Genomic DNA, 16,006 nt, shown 5'->3' with positions numbered 1-16,006 from the left:
CGGGGACGGATTCTGACAGCCGTTCGCGTCTTGCGATCGGATAGAGCGGAGGAAGCGGTTCCCGCAGCCGGAAAGGCTGCGGCAGCCATACGCACATGACCATCGGCAAGACAGGACAGATTCTTCTCGCCGATATCGGCGGCACCAATGCGCGCTTCGCGCTCAGTCAGGGCGATCAGACCGGACCGATCGACTACGTCAAAGTGGCAGACTTCCCGACCGTCCGGGAAGCCATTGCCGATGTTCTCGCGCGTCGCTGCCACGGCCAACCGCCCCCAAGGGCCGTGCTGGCCGTCGCAGGACCGGTGACCAACAACCGCTGCGTCATGACCAACAGCCCATGGGTCATCGACGGCAACGAGCTTCAGCCGGCCCTCGGCTTCGACAGCGTCCATGTTCTTAACGATTTCGAGGTGGTGGCCTGGTCCCTGCCCGCCCTGCAGCCCGCCGACCTGATCCCGCTCGGCGGACAGGATGGCCTTCCCGGAGAGCCGTTGCTGGTGGTCGGACCCGGAACCGGCTTTGGCGTGTCCTGCCTGGTCGAGCGCCACGGCTCACGGCTGGCCGTCGTCACCGAGGCGGGCCACGCGACCCTGCCGGCGGAGGACGAGCGCGAGGAACGCGTGATCGCGTGCTTGCGCCGACGCCTCGGCCATGTCTCCATCGAGCGCGGCGCGTTGTCCGGTTCCGGCCTGCAAAGCCTGTACGAGGCGCTGGCCGAGGTGGAAGGCGCTCAGGTGCCGCATCGCGATGCTGCTGCCATCACGAAGGCCGCCCTGGAAGGCAGTTGCGAGCTCAGCCGCAAGACGCTGGAGATGTTTTGCGCCATCCTCGGCTCGGTCGCGGGCAATCTCGCGGTGACCTTCGGCGCACGCGGCGGCGTTTATATCGCCGGCGGAATCGTGCCGCGCTTTCCCGACTTCCTTGCAGCCTCCGCATTCCGGGCGCGCTTCGAAGCCAAGGGACGCTTCCAGGACTATCTGCGCGACATCCCGACCAGACTGGTCACGAAACCTGATGCGAGTTTCCTCGGCCTGACGATGTTCGCGGAGCACAACCAGCCTTAAACGGCGCGCGCCTCCGTCCGCGGGTTCCAGTCATGCACAGCTGATTGCGCGGCACGCGCGCGCGACGCGGGATCGTGCTTGCGCGCACGTCCCGGATGAGAAACAATCCTAGCTTGTGTGTGGCGTAGTTGCGGGGGCGTGACATGCGTAAGCAGGATCTGGGTTTCGACTATCACCGCTATCACCGCCTGCTGCTCGAGGCGGACGACGAGGGCAAGCGGCTGGCCCTGATCGAGCTCTTGATCGAGGAAAAGGCGCGTGACCGCCTCGCAGCCCAGCGCGCTTCGGACCGCGCCGCCATGACGGCCCACACCATCGCCACGGTGCTGAAGAACGGGCGCCACTGAAACGCGTGATCGCACTTCAGTGCCCGAAAATGCGGTATCGATTGCGATTTCGTTAACGATCCCTCGAAAGCTCGCGTCAAACTTTTTGCTCTAGGAGTTCCCGACCTGATCCAATTCAGGGGCAACAAAGGGGGGAATGAACATGAGCATGATTTCGATCGCCGCGATGCCGGCCACCAGCGAAACGCGTTTGGCTGATTCTTCGTTTTCTTCGTTCAAGACCATCTTGCTGTTTTGCTGCACGGGCCTGGTCGCCTCGTTCGGCCTGATGGCGCGCGGCATCGATCTCGGCGCCGGCCTGATGTGAAGCCGCGACGAATTCCGTCGCGAAATGGCCGCCCCTGATGGGCGGCCATTTTCATTTTGGTCTCAGTTCGGCGTCTTCGCTGCCGCTTCCGGAAACATCGAATCGATCATCGCCTTGAGCTGATCGATCGAAATCGGCTTGCGCAGGATCGGCCGGCGCCTGAGCAAGGACGGCAGCAGCTCCGGACCGTAGCCCGTGGCGAACAAAAACGGCTTCCCGCGACGCTCGATCAGATCGGCGACCGGATCGACGTAGAGGCCCTTGAGATTGATGTCGAGGATCGCAAGATCGTACTGCGCGGTCATGGCGAAAGCGCTGGCGTCCCGAACATTATCCGCTTCCGCGATGACGTGGTGGCCGAGTTCCTCCACCATGTCCGTCATCATCATCCGGATCAACGTCTCGTCTTCGACCAGGAAAACGGAGAGTCCGTCCGCCATATCAACCCCGCCCATCAGCTTCCCAAGCTAATCATAACCGAATTGCGAAGAGCATTCACGAATTCGTGGCGGGGTCCGTTAATTCGACGCGCCCGATCCGATTCCACTTGATCAATCCAGTCCTCGTTCGTGGCTGAGCCGCACCATCTCCTGCACGAACACCTGCTTTTGTTTGTCATCGAGGCTCGAATAGAGGGGCTCGGCGGCGTCGGCGACATTGCGCTGGTCGGCAGCGCGGTCGATCAGGAATTGGGCCTCGTTGCGCATCTGCTCGACGATGTCGTCGGGAGGATCCCGCTTGGCGCGCGCAACCCGCAGGTTGAGCCGCTCGGCACCGTTATGCCCGAGGTAGTGCATGGCGCTCGAGAAACCGTACCAGTGCTTCTCCTGCTCGGGCGTGAGGTTCAGCTCGGTCTTGATCCGCTCGATATAGGAGTCGCTGTTGGTGACGATCTGGTCGGCGGTCAATTGCGGCGCGCCGGTCTGGGTGAGGACCGTGACATCCTTGTCCTGCGGCGCGTTCTTCGCCTCCTTGCTCGCCTTGGCGCCCTTGCCCGCCTTGGCGCTCTTGGCATCTTTGTCCTTGCCGGCGCCCTGCTTGGCGTCCTTGGCCGCATCCTTGCTTGCATCCTTGCTCGGATCTCTGGCGGCAGGCGCCTGATTGCCATTATTGCCAACGCCGAGCACGCCGGTGAACACACCGACCACACCGCCGATAGCGCCGCCGAGCACACCGCCGACCGGACCCGCCGCCTTGTTCCCGGCCGCCGCTCCTTCCTGAACCCCTTTGACCAGGCCTTGAGCGTTCGCCACCGCGGCTGCGCCGAGCAGCAACACGAAAACGGACCCCAGCGCGAACCATCGTCGCAGGTAAAGCCGCGCGGGCGGCGCCGGGTTGATCATTCTGGTCTCCATCTCGATCTGATTAGGCTCTTGGGGATGAGAACCACCCGCCAGCTGCAACTCTATCGTTTTCACCGCTTCGAGGTCTAGGCGCCGACAAATGCTATCCACGCCCGAAAAGTGTTTGCCGCGAGGTGCTTATGCAGGCTCCTTGGAAACTGCGGCGTAATTGCGCACATGTCGGTCGGGCGCGCCAGCGCCAAGTGTGCGTCGCAAAACAACCGGCCGTGGTTCATGGTCCGCGCATGAGGTCGAGGGCGCTGCCGCGTTCCCGGACACAACGTTAGTTCTAGGCGCAAGCCGTTCGGTTTTCTCGACAGACGCAATCAATCATGATCTGATCGCGCTACCAATTTGCCTTCGAAGCCGACGGCATCAACAAGAAACGTCGAACAAGAAACTTTCGAAAAGAAAATCAAAAGCAGAACTCGGAAGAGTTCAGAGGAACGCCAGAACAATAAAACACCCAAGCGAGGAAACGAGATGTCACGCAAGACACTGACGCGACGTCAATTTGTGGCTGCCACTGCAATGTCCTCCGCGGCGCTGATCACGGCGCCCTATGTCCGAGGCGCTTACGCCGCCGGCAAGCTCTCGATCGGCTTCTGGGACCACTGGGTGCCCGGCGCCAACGATGCCTCCACCGCGCTCGTCAAGGAATGGGGCGAGAAGGAGAAGGTCGAAGTCTCGATCGACTACATCACCAGCAACAACAAGAAGATCGAGCTGACGGCAGCGGCCGAAGCCCAGGCCAAGTCCGGTCACGACATTCTCCAGATGCCGAGCTGGTGGCCGCACGCCTATTCCGAGAATCTCGAACCGCTCAACGACGTCATGGAGCCGCTCATCAAGCAGAACGGCGAGGTGAACGACACCGTCAAATATCTCGGGCGGTCGGGCGGCAAATGGCTCGCAGTGCCCGCGACGCCGGGAAGCCAGATCAAGGGCCCCTGCTCCCGCATAGATCTCATGAAGAAACACGCCGGCATCGACGTGCAGGAGATGTATCCAGTCGGCGCTCCGCCGAAAGCAGACAACTGGACCATGGAGACGTTCCTGAAGGCGGCCGAGGCCTGCCACAAGGCCGGCTTCCCCTTCGGCATCGGTCTCGGCGAGACCACCGACAGCGTCGACACCGCCGGCGCGATCTTCCAGTCGTTCGGCGCCGAGCTCGTCAACGCCAAGGGCGATATCACCGTCAAGACCGATGCAGTGCGGCAGGCGCTCGAATTCTACAAGAAGCTGATCGCCGTCCTGCCCACCGACGCGCCGTCCTGGGACGATGCCTCCAACAACAAATGGCTGATCTCGGGCCGCGGGGCGATGATCCTGAATCCGCCGAGTGCCTGGGCGGTCGCCAAGCGCGACGCACCGCAAGTCGCCGAACAGTGCTGGACGCACGGCTTCCCGTCCGGTCCGAAGGGACGTTTTGCGCCCTTCCTGCCGTACTTCTGGGGCGTCTGGGCCTTTGGCAAAAACAAGGAAGCGGCCAAGAGCTTGCTTGTTCACCTGTCCTCGCCGGCGGCGATCGAGAAGTTCGTCGCGGCAAGCGGCGGGTACGATCTCCCGGCCTACGCGAACATGACGAAGTTCAAGACCTGGGCCGAGGAAGGGCCGCCGAAGGGCACGCTCTTCCACTATCCGGATCCCTACAAGCAGCAGACGATGTCGATCGCCGCGTCTCCGGCGCCGCCGAAGATCGCCCAGCAGATCTACTTCCAGGCGACGCTGACCAAGATGGCGCTGCGCTTTGCGCAAGGAGAGAAGTTGGAAACCGCGCTCGCCTGGGCCGAAGGCGAGTGCGAAGGCTTCATGCGAACCTGAGCCGGGTATGTGCCATGGCGGTTCACGCTTCGCGCGTGAGCCGCCGAGGCACACTCGCTCGATCCGCTTGCCGAATGAAGCCGACGGCTGCGCCGGCTTCGCCGTCCTACATGTCCTGCTACGTGTCCTGCAAAAGAGGCTAACGTCATGGCCGATGTCGTCGTTGAGCAAGGCCGTCCCGCTCGAGCTGCGAGCCCGCGCAAACGGGCGAGCCTGCGCAATGCAATGGGACGGAAATCGACCGTCGCGTTCTTCCTGACGCTGCCGCTGATCCTCCTGATCGCCCTGCTCGTGCTCTATCCCGCCTTCTATTCGGTCTACCTGGCGACGCTGAACAAGGCGATGACGAAGTTCGTCGGTCTCAGCAACTTCACCTTCCTGTTCAAGCGCGAAACGTTCTGGATGGTGGTGAGACAGTCCTGCATTTTTGCGATTACCGCCGTGGTCTTCAAGGCGCTGATCGGCTTCATCGTCGCGCATTTCGTCCACAACATTCCCGGCAAGAAGCAACGTAAATGGCGCGGCATGCTGCTGGTGCCTTGGGTGATCCCACCGGCGATGAGCACGCTGGCATGGCTGTGGCTGTTCGATCCCTCCTACAGCGCCTTCAACTATACGCTGTCGTTCTTCGGCATCGGTCCGATCCCGTGGCTCGGTGACACCTTCTGGGCGCGTTTCTCCGTCATCCTCGTCAACGTCTGGTACGGCGCGCCGTTCTTCCTGATCATGTACCTGGCCGCCTTGAAATCCGTACCCGACCAGCTCTACGAAGCCGCAGCGATCGACGGCGCCAATTGGTGGCAGAAGATCTGGCACATCACCCTGCCGATGATGCGCAACATCATCGCCATCACCACGCTGTTCTCGCTGATCGTCACTTTCGCCAATTTCGACATCGTGCGCATCCTCACCTCCGGCGGTCCGCTGGACCGGACGCATTTGTTCGCCACCTGGGCGTTCCAGGTCGGCATCCAGAGCAGCGACATTCCGCTCGGCGCCTGCGTCTCGCTGTTCATGGTGCCGATCCTCGCCGTCGCAGCGGTCTTCATCCTGCGCGATGTCAACAAACGTGGGAACGAAGCCTGATGAGCACGCTCGCAATCGACAAGGCCGGACCGACACGCAAGGTCAAGCTTCGAAGCATGAGCCGCGACCGCACCTGGGCGCTGCGCTGGTCCTACTTTTTCCTGGTGCTGTTTGCGATCTTCTTCCTGATCCCGCCGATCTACATGCTGATCACCTCGCTCAAGAGCAGCGCGGAGATCTCGGCCGCCACCAATCCGTGGTGGGTATTTCATCCGACGCTGTCGAACTATGTGGAGCTATTGACCTCGAACCAGTTCCTGCGATTCTTCTGGAATTCGTCGATGATCTCGATCGTGGTCGTGATCGTGACGATGCTGATCAGCATTCCGGCGGCGTTTGCATTGGCGCGGATGAAGTTCTGGGGCTCGGCGACGCTCGCGACCGGGGTCTTTCTCACCTATCTGATCCCGGACAGCCTCCTGTTCATTCCCTTGTTCAAGATGCTCGCGGTGGTCCAGGACGTCACCGGCATCACCCTTCTCAACCGCTGGTACGTGCTGGTGTTCATCTATCCGACGCTGACCGTGCCGTTCTGCACCTGGATCATGATCGGTTATTTCGCCTCGATCCCGAAGGAGCTGGACGAGGCGGCTCTCATCGACGGCGCCTCCTGGCTCCAGACCCTGACGCGGATTTTCATTCCGGTTGCCCTCCCTGGCCTGATCGCAGCGACCATCTTCGCCTTCACCGTGTCCTGGGCGCAGTTCCTCTATCCGCTGGTGTTCACGACATCCATCGACCAGCTCGTGCTGCCGGTCGGCATCACCACCACGCTGATCAAGGGCGACGTCTTCAACTGGGGGCAGATCATGACCGGCGCGCTGCTTGGCGCTGCCCCGCCGCTGGTCATCTACGCCTTCCTGATGGACTATTACATTGCCGGCCTGACCGCCGGCGCCACAAAGGGTTGATGTCTTATGGCTGAGGTTGCGTTGCGGAAGGTGGTCAAGCGTTACGACGACGTCGAGGCGGTGCGCGGCATCGATCTCGACATCTCTGACCATGAGTTCATCGTGCTCGTCGGCCCCTCCGGCTGCGGCAAGTCGACGACCTTGCGGATGATCGCGGGACTCGAGGACATCACCGACGGCGACATCATGATCGGCGGGGACGTCGTCAACGACGTGCCGCCGAAGGACCGCGACATCGCGATGGTGTTTCAGAACTACGCGCTCTACCCGCACATGACGGTCGCGGAGAACATGTCGTTCGGGCTGCGGCTCAAGCACTATCCCAAGGCCGAGATCAAGGCGCGGGTGACGGAAGCCGCCCGCCTCCTCGACATCACCGACCTGATCGACCGCAAGCCGAAGCAGCTCTCCGGCGGCCAGCGCCAGCGCGTCGCCATGGGGCGGGCCATCGTGCGCAACCCAAAGGTCTTCCTGTTCGACGAACCGCTGTCCAATCTCGACGCCAAGCTGCGCGTGCAGATGCGGATCGAGATCAAGAAGGTGCACCAGAAAGTGCGCACCACGACGGTCTACGTCACCCACGACCAGGTCGAGGCGATGACGCTGGCTGATCGCGTCGTGGTGATGAACAAGGGTCGGATCGAGCAGATCGGCACCCCGAACGAGCTCTACCACAAGCCGGCGACGCGCTTCGTCGCGGGCTTCATTGGCTCGCCGGCGATGAACTTCATTCCGTGCCGTCTCGAGGACGTCGGCGGCAAGCTCAACGTCCGCCTGACGGATCGCATCTCATTCCCGGTGCCGCCGGCCCGCGCCGCCCGTTACAGCGCGCTGCCCCGATCTGAAAACCTGTTGCTCGGCATCCGTCCCGAACATCTCACGGAATCGCATGCGCATCTCGAGCCGGGTGTCGAGACCTTCGACACCGTGCTTGATGTCACCGAGCCGATGGGAATGGAGACGCTGGTCTATTTCGGACTGGAAGGCACGCCCGTCTGCGGCCGTGTCGATCCCAATGCGGGCGCCAAGGACGGAGCACCCATGCGTTTGGCGATGGACCTCAACAATATGCACCTGCTAAACGAGGCGACCGGCGCCGTCTTGTGACGGCCGGCCAAGAAACTCGCGCAGGTAGGGACGATGTCGACCAACAAGAAGAAAATCTTTGTCACGCAAACTTTGTCGCAAGGGGCGCGCGCCCTCCTCACCCAGCGAGATGATATCGAGCTCATCGAGTTTCCGAACCTGATCTCCGCCAGGGATTTCGAGGCCTTGCTGAAGAGCCACGCGCCGGTCCATGGCGTGGCGCTCGGCGCCACCGCTTTCGGCGAGACCGAGCTCGAAGCCTCGAAGGACATGAAGGTGGTGACCCGGATCGGCGTCGGTTACGACGCCGTCGACGTCCCCGCCCTCTCCCGCCGCAAGGTGCCGCTGATGGTCGCCGGCAGCGCGAACTCGCCCTCGGTCGCCGAACAGGCGCTGTTCATGATGCTGACACTGGCAAAACGCGCGCAGGAGATGCACGCCTGCGTGAAAGACGGCAAATGGGCGGACCGTCTCGGCATGCTGCCGTTCGATCTCTACGGTAAGACCGTCCTCATCATCGGCTTCGGCCGCATCGGCACCCGCACCGCCAAGCGCTGCCTGGCGATGGACATGAATGTGCAGGTCTATGATCCCTACAAGGCAGCCGCAGAGATCAAGGCAGCAGGCTGCGAGCCGGTCGCCGACCTCGATGCCGCGCTGCCTCACGCCGATTTCGTCACCATCCACTGCCCGAAGACGCCGGAGACCGTCGGTCTGTTCGACGCGGCGCGGATCGGCCGGATGAAGCCGAAATCCTACCTCATCAACACCGCACGCGGCGGCATCGTGAAGGAGGCGGCGCTGTACGACGCGCTGGTCTCGGGCAAGCTCGCCGGTGCCGGCATCGACGTGTTCGAGGCGGAGCCGCCACCGGTCAGCAACGCGCTGTTCGCGCTGCCCAACGTCATCATGGCGCCGCACGTCGCCGGCGTGACGGTCGAGGCGGTGAGCCGGATGAGCGAGCAGACCGCGCGCAACATCCTGAGTGTGCTGGACGGCGATCCTATCCGGCAGAACATCATCAATCAGGATGTCCTGGGCTGAGCGCATCTCCGGGCTAGGCGGTTCTCTTGGGCGGGGCGATCAACCCGCCGCCTTCGGAACGCCAGAATGAGTCCCATTTTGGTGCAGATCGAGCCCTCACTCAGCCTTAATCAAACCGCGTAATAGGTCCGGCCGCGGCGGCAGTGGGACAGACTTGCCGGCCGCGTCGAGCTGGAGGATGGACCCTTGTCAGAGATCGACCCGACCGACCACGCGTTGGCGACCATCGCCAGCATCCTGGAGCATCCTGAACCCGTCCTCGTCGTGCGCGAGACCGAGACTGTGCGCGAGACCGAGACTGTCACCGTGACTGAAATGGTGGTTGCTGGTGAGCATGGGGTCGCGGACGAGCACCCGATGGTCGACGAGCATCCGGTGGTCGAGGAGCAGCCGCTGGTGCCGGAGCACGCCGACGCCGACGGCTACAGCAAGGTCGGCCCCGGGCCGATGGTGGCGATCCGTCTGAAATGGACGGTCCATCGCGGCGATGACGGCCAGTTCTACGTCCACGAGACCATCGGCGAGCAGTCCGTGCCCGTGGTCAGCGGCCCGATGACCGGCGAAGCCGCGGTGCATTTCGTCGACGCGCATGAGGACGAGGCGCATCGGCGCTTCGAAGAGCTGCGCAGCGAGATCGCCGGCCGCAGCTCGCTCGCCGATTACGAGCGCAAGGGCGAAGCCTAGCGCGCTCTCGCGCGAAGTGGATGCCGGTTCGGCTTATCGTCGTCCGAGATAATCCTTCTTCACGAGCTCGACGCCTGCGTGCCGCAACAGGTCGTAGGCGGTCGTGACGTGAAAGAAGAACTGCGGAACGCTGAAGGTCAGCAGCAGCGTCCGCCCGGTGAAGGGCAACTCGGTCCCGTTCTTCAGCCTGAAGAAGACATTCCGCTCCGCCGCAGCATTGATCTCTGCGCGCGGCAGGCTTTCGATGAACTCGATTGACGTCGCGATGCGGGCCTGGAGCCCGGCCATGTCGTGCTCCAGCACCGGCAGCGCCACCGGCTCGCGGTCGGCGAGCAAGGCCGCGGCGACCGTGGCGTGGCGACAGGCCTCGCCGATCTGTTGCGCCAGATCGTACATGTCGGGCGCCATGCGCATGCCGAGCAGGACGGCCGGGTTGAACTTCCGGGCCTCGGCATAGGCAACGCCCTTGTCGAGCAGTGCGGAGAGGTTGCGCAGATACGGCACGAAGAGTCCGACCGAGGCGTCATACATTGAGATCGTCACTTCAAAATTCCCTTCAATTCCGCCTCGCCAGAGACGGGCATCTGGTCTAAATCCAGGCCTCAAGACAGGCCTCGAGAGCTGCACAATGACAGCTTGGACATGGGTGGAAAAGAGATGATCGTTCGAATGACCATTCGAATTCTGGCGACTTTGGCCGTGGTCCTGCTGGCAAACCTTTCGGCCCACGCACAGCAGACGGCGCCGTCCCGCCTCGACGAGATAGTCAAGCGCGGCACTTTGCGCGTCGGCATGACCGGCGACTACAAGCCCTTCACCTATCTCGACAAGACGACGCAGCAATTCAGTGGCTTCGATGTCGACATGGCGGAGGCACTCGGCAAGGCGCTCGGCGTCAAGGTCGAATTCGTGCCGACGGCCTGGCCGAAGCTGATGAAGGATTTCGAGGCCGATCAGTTCGACATCGCCATGGGCGGCGTCTCGGTCACGCTCGACCGGCAGAAGAAGGGCTTCTTCTCCACGCCGATCATGCGCGAGGGCAAGACGCCGATCGCGCGCTGTGCCGATGTCGGCAAATACCAGAGCATCACCGACATCGACAAGAAGGGCACCCGCGTGATCGTCAATCCCGGCGGCACCAACGAGCGCTTCGCGCGTGCCAACATCAAGGACGCCGACATCACCGTCTTCCCGGACAATACCGTGATCTTCGACGAGATCGCCAAGGGCAATGCCGACCTGATGATGACCGACGCCTCGGAGACGCGCTACCAGCAGAAGCAGCATCAAGGCGTGCTCTGCGCGGTGCATCCCGACAAGCCGTTCGATTTTTCCGAGAAGGCCTATTGGCTCCAGCGCGACATGGCGCTGAAGGCCTTCGTCGATCAATGGCTGCATATTTCGATGCAGGACGGCAGCTACAAGAAGATCTACGCCGCCTGGTTCGATTAGGGCCGCGTCCTCCTGTCGCTTGTGCCGGCCAAACTTTGGACCGGCTCCGGTGTTATTGAACCCGAAACGCAGAAGCCACGACTCATACGGTGACAGTGATCTAGATCACTTTTTGCGATCGAACCGGGGCGTAAGCGTCGGTGCGGGGACCACCTGTTTCAGGAGATGCGAAATGAGGAAGCTGTTGGCCACGGCCGCATTCCTTTTGGCGAGCACCGCTGCGCAGGCGCAGTACACCTTCGACTATGGCGGGCGCACCATCCGCATTGATCCCGACCGCGGCACGGTGCAAATCCCCGGCGTCTACGACAACACCGGCCAGGGCAAGGCGAAGAAAGCCAAGAACGATGCCAAGGGGGCTCCCAAAGCGGACCCGCAGGCACCGCAACAGGCCAAGGCTGATCCGCAGCCGCCTGCCGATCCGGCGCCGGCCCCAACACCTGTCACGGCGCCGCCGGCGGCCGAGCAGGCCCCTGTCCAAGCTCCCGTCCAAGCCCCCGTGGCCGTGGCGCCTCCTGCCCCGCCAGCGCCTCCGGCCACCACGGCTAACAAGGCTCCGGCCGAAGAGGCGCTTGTGCCGCCGCCTCAGCCGACCCCAAGTGCTGCCCCGACGGTGGCAGTCGCGCCGCCGGCGCCATCTCCGCCTCCTGTCCCGGCGCCTGCTCCCGTTCAGTCGGCCGCCGTCGCGCCGCCGGCTCCCGCAACCGCGGCCACGCGCGACCTCAATTCACCGCTCGGCGTCTGGCTCACCGAGGAGAAGGAAGGCAAGGTCCGCATCGAGCAATGCGGCAGCAATCTCTGCGGCTACTCGGTCGATTCGAAATCGAACCAGAATGGCGAGCAGGTTCTGATCAACATGAAGCCCGGCAAGGACCAGAACAAGGACCCAAAATGGTCCGGCCGGATCCTCGATCCGAACTCCGGCTCGACCTACGATTCAACCATCGCGCTGAAGGGCACCGATCGCCTGCGCGTGCAGGGCTGCGCCTTCGGCGGCATGTTCTGCGGCGGCCAGACCTGGACGCGGGTGAACTGACTTCCCGCGACACTCTGACCGAGACAAAGGGCCCGCAATGCGGGCCCTTTTGCTTTTACCCCTCGCTTTCCGGGATGTGCGCGACATCACAGAGCCCGTCGCGCGCGTGACAGCCCTCACATCGCCGGTTCCGCGTCCGTGACACGATCCCCGCATGATCAACCCTAGGGGCGTGTCATGAACGGATTTCGCAAGGCTCTCTTCGCCACAATCATAGTCATCGCGTTGCCGGCCGCGCAGGCCAGCGCCAGCACATTCGACGGCGCATGGAATGTCCGCATCTCGTCATCGAGCGAGACCTGCGGCAACGGCTCGACCGTCGCCATCGGCATCAACAACGGTCAGATCGCCTCGAGCAGCGCAATGGTGACGGCGTCGGGCCGCGTCGCGGATGCCGGCAGCATCAATGTCACCTTGAGCACCGGCATCAAGCGCGCCGTCGGCTTCGGCCGCCTCAGCGGCACCTCCGGCTCCGGCACGTGGCGCGGCAGCATGTGCACGGGAACGTGGACCGCCGAGCGGATGTAAGGTGTCGTGCCCCGGACAAGCAGCGACGAGAAGCGTTGCTGCGCAGAGCCGGGACTCAGCAGTCCTGATGCCGTCAAAAGTTTTGGGCCCCGGATCGGCGATGCATCGCCGCGGGGCGATGCGTCTTGTCCGGGGCACGAGAGCTAGCCCAACGCGGCCCCATACTCCGCGTCGCTCACCGGCTCCAGCCACGTCGAATAGACGCCGTCGAGCGCTTCTTGCATGGCGATATGGCACATGCCGTTGGTCGGCGATCCGCCGTGCCAGTGCACCTCACCCGGCGGAATCCAGACGGTGTCGCCGGGACGGATCTCCCTGACGGGCCCGCCTTTGGTCTGAACGCGGCCGACACCGGAGATGACGTAGAGGGTCTGCCCGAGCGGATGATGATGCCAGTTGGTGCGTGCGCCAGGCTCGAACGAGACACGCGAGCAGTTCAGCCGTGCCGGCGCGGGCGCCATGATCACCGGGTCCTGCCAGACGGTGCCGGTGAAATTTTCCTTGGGCGCGCGGCGGGTCAGCCGCGTGCCTGCAACAGTGATCTCCATTGGGATTACCTCGCTTCTTTCCCGATTACTTCTTGCTTGCTGCGTAGCGCGCCTTGGTCTCGGCGTTCATGGGATAGAGGCCCGGGAGCACCGCGCCATTGTTCACCTCGTTGACGATCCAGGCTTCCATCCGCTCCTGCTCGACACCCTCGTTGAGCACTTGTTCGAGCATCGCCTGCGGGATCAGCACGCAGCCGTCCTGGTCGGCAACAACGATGTCGTTCGGGAACACCGCAACGCCGCCGCAGCCGATCGGCTCGCCCCAGCCGACGAAGGTCAGACCGGCGACTGACGGCGGCGCGGCATAGCCGTCGCACCAGACCGGCAGGTTGGTGCCGAGCACGCCCTCGACGTCACGCACGACACCGTCGGTGACGAGTGCGGTGACGCCGCGCTTCATCATGCGCGCGCATAGGATGTCGCCAAAGATGCCGGCGTCGGTGATGCCCATGGCGTCGACCACGGCGATGCAGCCCTCCGGCATTGCCTCGATCGCGGTGCGGGTCGAGATCGGCGACGACCATGACTCCGGCGTCGCCAGATCCTCCCGCGCCGGCACGAAGCGCAGCGTGAAGGCCGGTCCCACCAGGCGCGGCAGACCCGGACGCAGCGGACGCGCGCCGCGCATCCAGATGTTGCGCAGGCCCTTCTTCAGCAGGACCGTGGTGATGGTGGCAGTGGTGATGCCGGCGAGGGTCTTGCGGGCTTCGGGGGACAGCGACATGGAAACAGACGAGCTCCGGATGGGCGGGAAAGAACGCGCGCATCTTGCGGGGTGCGGGCCTTGCGTCAAGGGCCAATAGGATACCAATCATGCAGGGCCGCAGCGCAGTTATGCGTCGCGATAACAAGGGTTTATCGCCTCCCCCTGCATTAATTTATTGGACTTGCGGGCGCATTTACGCGAAGCAGGGACAAGCGGAGCTCAAGGCCGAGCCCGCGTATCTCCAGAAGCCCGATTTCGACAGCCCATGTCCGCGACGCTTCCCCCGCCCCGCCTGCTGCCCAGTGGCGACAGCGCCGTCACGGTCGAGTTCAGCCGTACCATCGACGACGACGCCAACCAGCGCGTGCTGGCGCTCGACAAGGCGCTCGCAGCGAGTCCGATCGATGGCATCACCGAGTCCGTGCCGACCTATCGCTCGCTGCTGGTGCATTACGATCCCGGCAAGATCGGCTTTGATGAACTTGGCGAAAAGCTGCTCGCGCTCGCCAGCCAGCCGCTGCCGCCGGCCACCAAGGCCCGCCGATGGCGAATTCCCGTCGCCTATGGCGGCGAGCACGGCATCGACCTCGAGGACGTCGCGAAGGCGCTGAACACCACACCCGACGACATCGTCGCGCGCCACGTCGCCGGCGACTACAAGGTTGCCATGATCGGCTTCACGCCGGGCTGGTCCTATCTCAGCGGCCTCGACAAATCCCTGCAGATGTCGCGGCGGCAGAATCCACGGCTGCTGACGCCTGCCGGCACGATCTCGATCGGCGGCATCCAGGCCGGAATCCAGTGCCTGGCGGCCCCGAGCGGCTGGCACCTGCTCGGCCGCACGCCGGTGCGGACCTATCAGCTCCACCGCAATCCGACCTTCCTCACCGAACCCGGCGATCGCGTGACGTTTTTCGCGATCGACCACAAGACATTCGAGGAACAGGACCGCGCTGCCGAGGCCGGCGAGATCATTGCCGAGCAGGTGGTGGCATGAGCCGGCTCGTGATCGCCAGCATCGGGCCCGCAAGCTCGGTCCAGGACGGCGGACGCCATGGCGCGCAACGCTATGGCCTGACGGTCAGCGGAGCGATGGACCGCCTGTCGCTCGCGGCGGCGAACACGCTTGTCGGCAACGAACCGTTCGCAGCCGCTGTCGAGGTCGGCCCGTTCGGCGCCGCGTTCACCGCGCGCGACGGTGCCGTGCGCGTCGCGATCTCAGGCGCGCCGCGCAATGCGGACATCGCCGGCAGTCCGGTCGCCACGGACACATCGGTGACGCTGAAAGACGGCGAGACGCTGACGCTGGGTTTTGCTCGCGGCGGTGCGTTCACCTATCTGGCGATCGAAGGCGGGATCAAGGGCGAGCCGGTGTTCGGCAGTCTCGCAGTCAACGCCCGTGCCGGTCTCGGCAGCCCCTACCCGCGCCCGCTGCAGGCCGACGACGAATTCAGCGTCGATGCCGCAAGCGGTGCACCGGAACAGCGCATCGAACTGCCGAAGCCGTCGAGCGGTCCGATCCGCGTCCTGCTGGGTCCGCAGGACGACGAGTTCGACGACGCCAACAAGGCGCTGTTCCTCGACAGCGAGTGGAAGATCTCGGCGACCTCCGATCGCATGGGCTACCGGCTGGAAGGTCCCGCGATCAAGCATCTGCACGGCCACAACATCGTCTCCGACGGCACGGTCAACGGCAGCATCCAGGTGCCCGGCAACGGCGCGCCGATCGCGCTGATGATGGATCGCGGCACCTCCGGCGGCTACCCGAAGATCGCGACCGTGATCACGGCCGACGTCGGCCGTCTCGCGCAGACCTCAGCGGGAACGGCGTTCCGCTTCAAGGCGGTCAGCATGGCCGAGGCGCAGGACGAGGCGAAGAAATTTGCGCAGCTGATCCGCAACCTGCCCGATCGCCTGCGTTCTGCCGACACCGTGGCGCTCAACATCGAAGCGCTCAGCGATGCCAACGTCGCGGGCTATGCTGTCAGTGCCGTCGACGCCGGGACCTGGCAGGTCGCGGCCGAGCCGTAAACGACA

The 16,006-nt window shown here is 63.8% G+C and carries 19 protein-coding genes; 14 read left to right on the top strand and 5 right to left on the bottom strand.

The features are described from left to right. Positions 1-95: 95 nt before the first annotated feature. The 3 genes from glk to BcanWU425_RS21035 all read left to right on the top strand — a co-directional run bounded on the left by glk (position 96) and on the right by BcanWU425_RS21035 (position 1,721). Positions 96-1,067 carry a glucokinase gene (glk, locus tag BcanWU425_RS21045; RefSeq protein ID WP_204511248.1) on the top strand — a complete coding sequence of 324 codons (972 nt, stop codon included), beginning with the start codon at positions 96-98 and terminating at the stop codon, positions 1,065-1,067. Positions 1,068-1,210: 143 nt separating this feature from the next. Beyond that, entirely contained in the window at positions 1,211-1,414 is a 204-nt protein-coding gene (locus BcanWU425_RS21040; protein ID WP_018457896.1) for a hypothetical protein, read from the top strand. Positions 1,415-1,556: 142 nt separating this feature from the next. Beyond that, a complete protein-coding gene (locus BcanWU425_RS21035; RefSeq protein ID WP_162847220.1) occupies positions 1,557-1,721 on the top strand; it encodes a hypothetical protein in 165 nt (54 codons plus the stop codon). Between the two features lie 62 nt (positions 1,722-1,783). Here the strand turns inward: BcanWU425_RS21035 and BcanWU425_RS21030 are convergent, their stop codons facing one another. After that, on the bottom strand, positions 1,784-2,161 hold the full coding sequence (locus tag BcanWU425_RS21030; RefSeq protein ID WP_026233459.1) for a response regulator: 378 nt from the start codon (positions 2,159-2,161) through the stop codon (positions 1,784-1,786). 111 nt (positions 2,162-2,272) lie between these two features. Continuing rightward, a complete protein-coding gene (locus BcanWU425_RS21025; protein WP_018457899.1) occupies positions 2,273-3,064 on the bottom strand; it encodes a Spy/CpxP family protein refolding chaperone in 792 nt (263 codons plus the stop codon). 483 nt (positions 3,065-3,547) lie between these two features. On the opposite strand from BcanWU425_RS21025, the gene BcanWU425_RS21020 reads away from it, so the two are divergent. From BcanWU425_RS21020 to BcanWU425_RS20995, 6 genes are all read left to right on the top strand, one after another. Next, positions 3,548-4,888, top strand: a complete 1,341-nt coding sequence (locus tag BcanWU425_RS21020) for an ABC transporter substrate-binding protein (protein WP_026233460.1) — start codon at positions 3,548-3,550, stop codon at positions 4,886-4,888. 147 nt (positions 4,889-5,035) lie between these two features. Then, positions 5,036-5,974, top strand: a complete 939-nt coding sequence (locus tag BcanWU425_RS21015; RefSeq protein ID WP_007590928.1) for a carbohydrate ABC transporter permease — start codon at positions 5,036-5,038, stop codon at positions 5,972-5,974. Continuing rightward, on the top strand, positions 5,974-6,885 hold the full coding sequence (locus BcanWU425_RS21010; protein WP_018457902.1) for a carbohydrate ABC transporter permease: 912 nt from the start codon (positions 5,974-5,976) through the stop codon (positions 6,883-6,885). The genes BcanWU425_RS21015 and BcanWU425_RS21010 overlap by 1 nt, the downstream gene beginning before the upstream one ends. A gap of 6 nt (positions 6,886-6,891) precedes the next feature. Beyond that, on the top strand, positions 6,892-7,992 hold the full coding sequence (locus BcanWU425_RS21005) for an ABC transporter ATP-binding protein (RefSeq protein WP_204511249.1): 1,101 nt from the start codon (positions 6,892-6,894) through the stop codon (positions 7,990-7,992). A 33-nt stretch (positions 7,993-8,025) separates the two neighbouring features. Continuing rightward, on the top strand, positions 8,026-9,015 hold the full coding sequence (locus BcanWU425_RS21000) for a hydroxyacid dehydrogenase (RefSeq protein ID WP_085353081.1): 990 nt from the start codon (positions 8,026-8,028) through the stop codon (positions 9,013-9,015). A 186-nt stretch (positions 9,016-9,201) separates the two neighbouring features. Then, on the top strand, positions 9,202-9,699 hold the full coding sequence (locus BcanWU425_RS20995) for a hypothetical protein (RefSeq protein WP_085385225.1): 498 nt from the start codon (positions 9,202-9,204) through the stop codon (positions 9,697-9,699). Between the two features lie 33 nt (positions 9,700-9,732). On the opposite strand, the gene BcanWU425_RS20990 is transcribed toward BcanWU425_RS20995, so the two are convergent. Further along, positions 9,733-10,230, bottom strand: a complete 498-nt coding sequence (locus BcanWU425_RS20990; protein ID WP_018457906.1) for a DUF1993 domain-containing protein — start codon at positions 10,228-10,230, stop codon at positions 9,733-9,735. 138 nt (positions 10,231-10,368) lie between these two features. Between BcanWU425_RS20990 and BcanWU425_RS20985 the strand changes: the two genes are divergently transcribed. From BcanWU425_RS20985 to BcanWU425_RS20975, 3 genes are all read left to right on the top strand, one after another. Next, positions 10,369-11,151 (top strand): transporter substrate-binding domain-containing protein, encoded by a 783-nt coding sequence (locus tag BcanWU425_RS20985; RefSeq protein WP_018457907.1) that lies wholly within the window; start codon positions 10,369-10,371, stop codon positions 11,149-11,151. Positions 11,152-11,323: 172 nt separating this feature from the next. After that, positions 11,324-12,187 carry a DUF2147 domain-containing protein gene (locus BcanWU425_RS20980; RefSeq protein ID WP_204511250.1) on the top strand — a complete coding sequence of 288 codons (864 nt, stop codon included), beginning with the start codon at positions 11,324-11,326 and terminating at the stop codon, positions 12,185-12,187. A 177-nt stretch (positions 12,188-12,364) separates the two neighbouring features. Further along, on the top strand, positions 12,365-12,715 hold the full coding sequence (locus tag BcanWU425_RS20975) for a hypothetical protein (RefSeq protein WP_007590916.1): 351 nt from the start codon (positions 12,365-12,367) through the stop codon (positions 12,713-12,715). A gap of 143 nt (positions 12,716-12,858) precedes the next feature. Here BcanWU425_RS20975 and BcanWU425_RS20970 read toward each other — a convergent pair whose 3' ends face one another. Beyond that, positions 12,859-13,263, bottom strand: a complete 405-nt coding sequence (locus tag BcanWU425_RS20970) for a (R)-mandelonitrile lyase (protein WP_018457909.1) — start codon at positions 13,261-13,263, stop codon at positions 12,859-12,861. A gap of 25 nt (positions 13,264-13,288) precedes the next feature. Next, positions 13,289-13,987, bottom strand: coding sequence for a ribonuclease activity regulator RraA (locus tag BcanWU425_RS20965; RefSeq protein WP_018457910.1), 699 nt, complete (start codon positions 13,985-13,987; stop codon positions 13,289-13,291). 247 nt (positions 13,988-14,234) lie between these two features. Between BcanWU425_RS20965 and pxpB the strand changes: the two genes are divergently transcribed. Both pxpB and BcanWU425_RS20955 read left to right on the top strand, forming a co-directional pair. Beyond that, positions 14,235-14,966 carry a 5-oxoprolinase subunit PxpB gene (gene pxpB / locus BcanWU425_RS20960; RefSeq protein WP_085353084.1) on the top strand — a complete coding sequence of 244 codons (732 nt, stop codon included), beginning with the start codon at positions 14,235-14,237 and terminating at the stop codon, positions 14,964-14,966. Further along, a complete protein-coding gene (locus tag BcanWU425_RS20955) occupies positions 14,963-16,000 on the top strand; it encodes a 5-oxoprolinase subunit C family protein (RefSeq protein WP_018457912.1) in 1,038 nt (345 codons plus the stop codon). The genes pxpB and BcanWU425_RS20955 overlap by 4 nt, the downstream gene beginning before the upstream one ends. Positions 16,001-16,006: the final 6 nt, after the last annotated feature.

The sequence above is a fragment of the Bradyrhizobium sp. WU425 genome, from assembly GCF_021052305.1.
Classification (GTDB): domain Bacteria; phylum Pseudomonadota; class Alphaproteobacteria; order Rhizobiales; family Xanthobacteraceae; genus Bradyrhizobium; species Bradyrhizobium canariense_D.
This window is presented reverse-complemented; position numbering and strand designations above follow the sequence as displayed.

Coding starts and splice junctions, on each gene's coding strand:
- BcanWU425_RS21000 (WP_085353081.1), top strand. CDS start 8,026: ATGTCGACCAACAAGAAGAAAATCTTTGTCACGCAAACTTTGTCGCAA.
- BcanWU425_RS21010 (WP_018457902.1), top strand. CDS start 5,974: ATGAGCACGCTCGCAATCGACAAGGCCGGACCGACACGCAAGGTCAAG.
- BcanWU425_RS21035 (WP_162847220.1), top strand. CDS start 1,557: ATGAGCATGATTTCGATCGCCGCGATGCCGGCCACCAGCGAAACGCGT.
- BcanWU425_RS20965 (WP_018457910.1), bottom strand. CDS start 13,987: ATGTCGCTGTCCCCCGAAGCCCGCAAGACCCTCGCCGGCATCACCACT.
- BcanWU425_RS21040 (WP_018457896.1), top strand. CDS start 1,211: ATGCGTAAGCAGGATCTGGGTTTCGACTATCACCGCTATCACCGCCTG.
- BcanWU425_RS20980 (WP_204511250.1), top strand. CDS start 11,324: ATGAGGAAGCTGTTGGCCACGGCCGCATTCCTTTTGGCGAGCACCGCT.
- pxpB (WP_085353084.1), top strand. CDS start 14,235: ATGTCCGCGACGCTTCCCCCGCCCCGCCTGCTGCCCAGTGGCGACAGC.
- BcanWU425_RS21015 (WP_007590928.1), top strand. CDS start 5,036: ATGGCCGATGTCGTCGTTGAGCAAGGCCGTCCCGCTCGAGCTGCGAGC.
- BcanWU425_RS20985 (WP_018457907.1), top strand. CDS start 10,369: ATGACCATTCGAATTCTGGCGACTTTGGCCGTGGTCCTGCTGGCAAAC.
- BcanWU425_RS20975 (WP_007590916.1), top strand. CDS start 12,365: ATGAACGGATTTCGCAAGGCTCTCTTCGCCACAATCATAGTCATCGCG.
- glk (WP_204511248.1), top strand. CDS start 96: ATGACCATCGGCAAGACAGGACAGATTCTTCTCGCCGATATCGGCGGC.
- BcanWU425_RS20970 (WP_018457909.1), bottom strand. CDS start 13,263: ATGGAGATCACTGTTGCAGGCACGCGGCTGACCCGCCGCGCGCCCAAG.
- BcanWU425_RS21030 (WP_026233459.1), bottom strand. CDS start 2,161: ATGGCGGACGGACTCTCCGTTTTCCTGGTCGAAGACGAGACGTTGATC.
- BcanWU425_RS21020 (WP_026233460.1), top strand. CDS start 3,548: ATGTCACGCAAGACACTGACGCGACGTCAATTTGTGGCTGCCACTGCA.
- BcanWU425_RS20955 (WP_018457912.1), top strand. CDS start 14,963: ATGAGCCGGCTCGTGATCGCCAGCATCGGGCCCGCAAGCTCGGTCCAG.
- BcanWU425_RS21005 (WP_204511249.1), top strand. CDS start 6,892: ATGGCTGAGGTTGCGTTGCGGAAGGTGGTCAAGCGTTACGACGACGTC.
- BcanWU425_RS21025 (WP_018457899.1), bottom strand. CDS start 3,064: ATGATCAACCCGGCGCCGCCCGCGCGGCTTTACCTGCGACGATGGTTC.
- BcanWU425_RS20990 (WP_018457906.1), bottom strand. CDS start 10,230: ATGTATGACGCCTCGGTCGGACTCTTCGTGCCGTATCTGCGCAACCTC.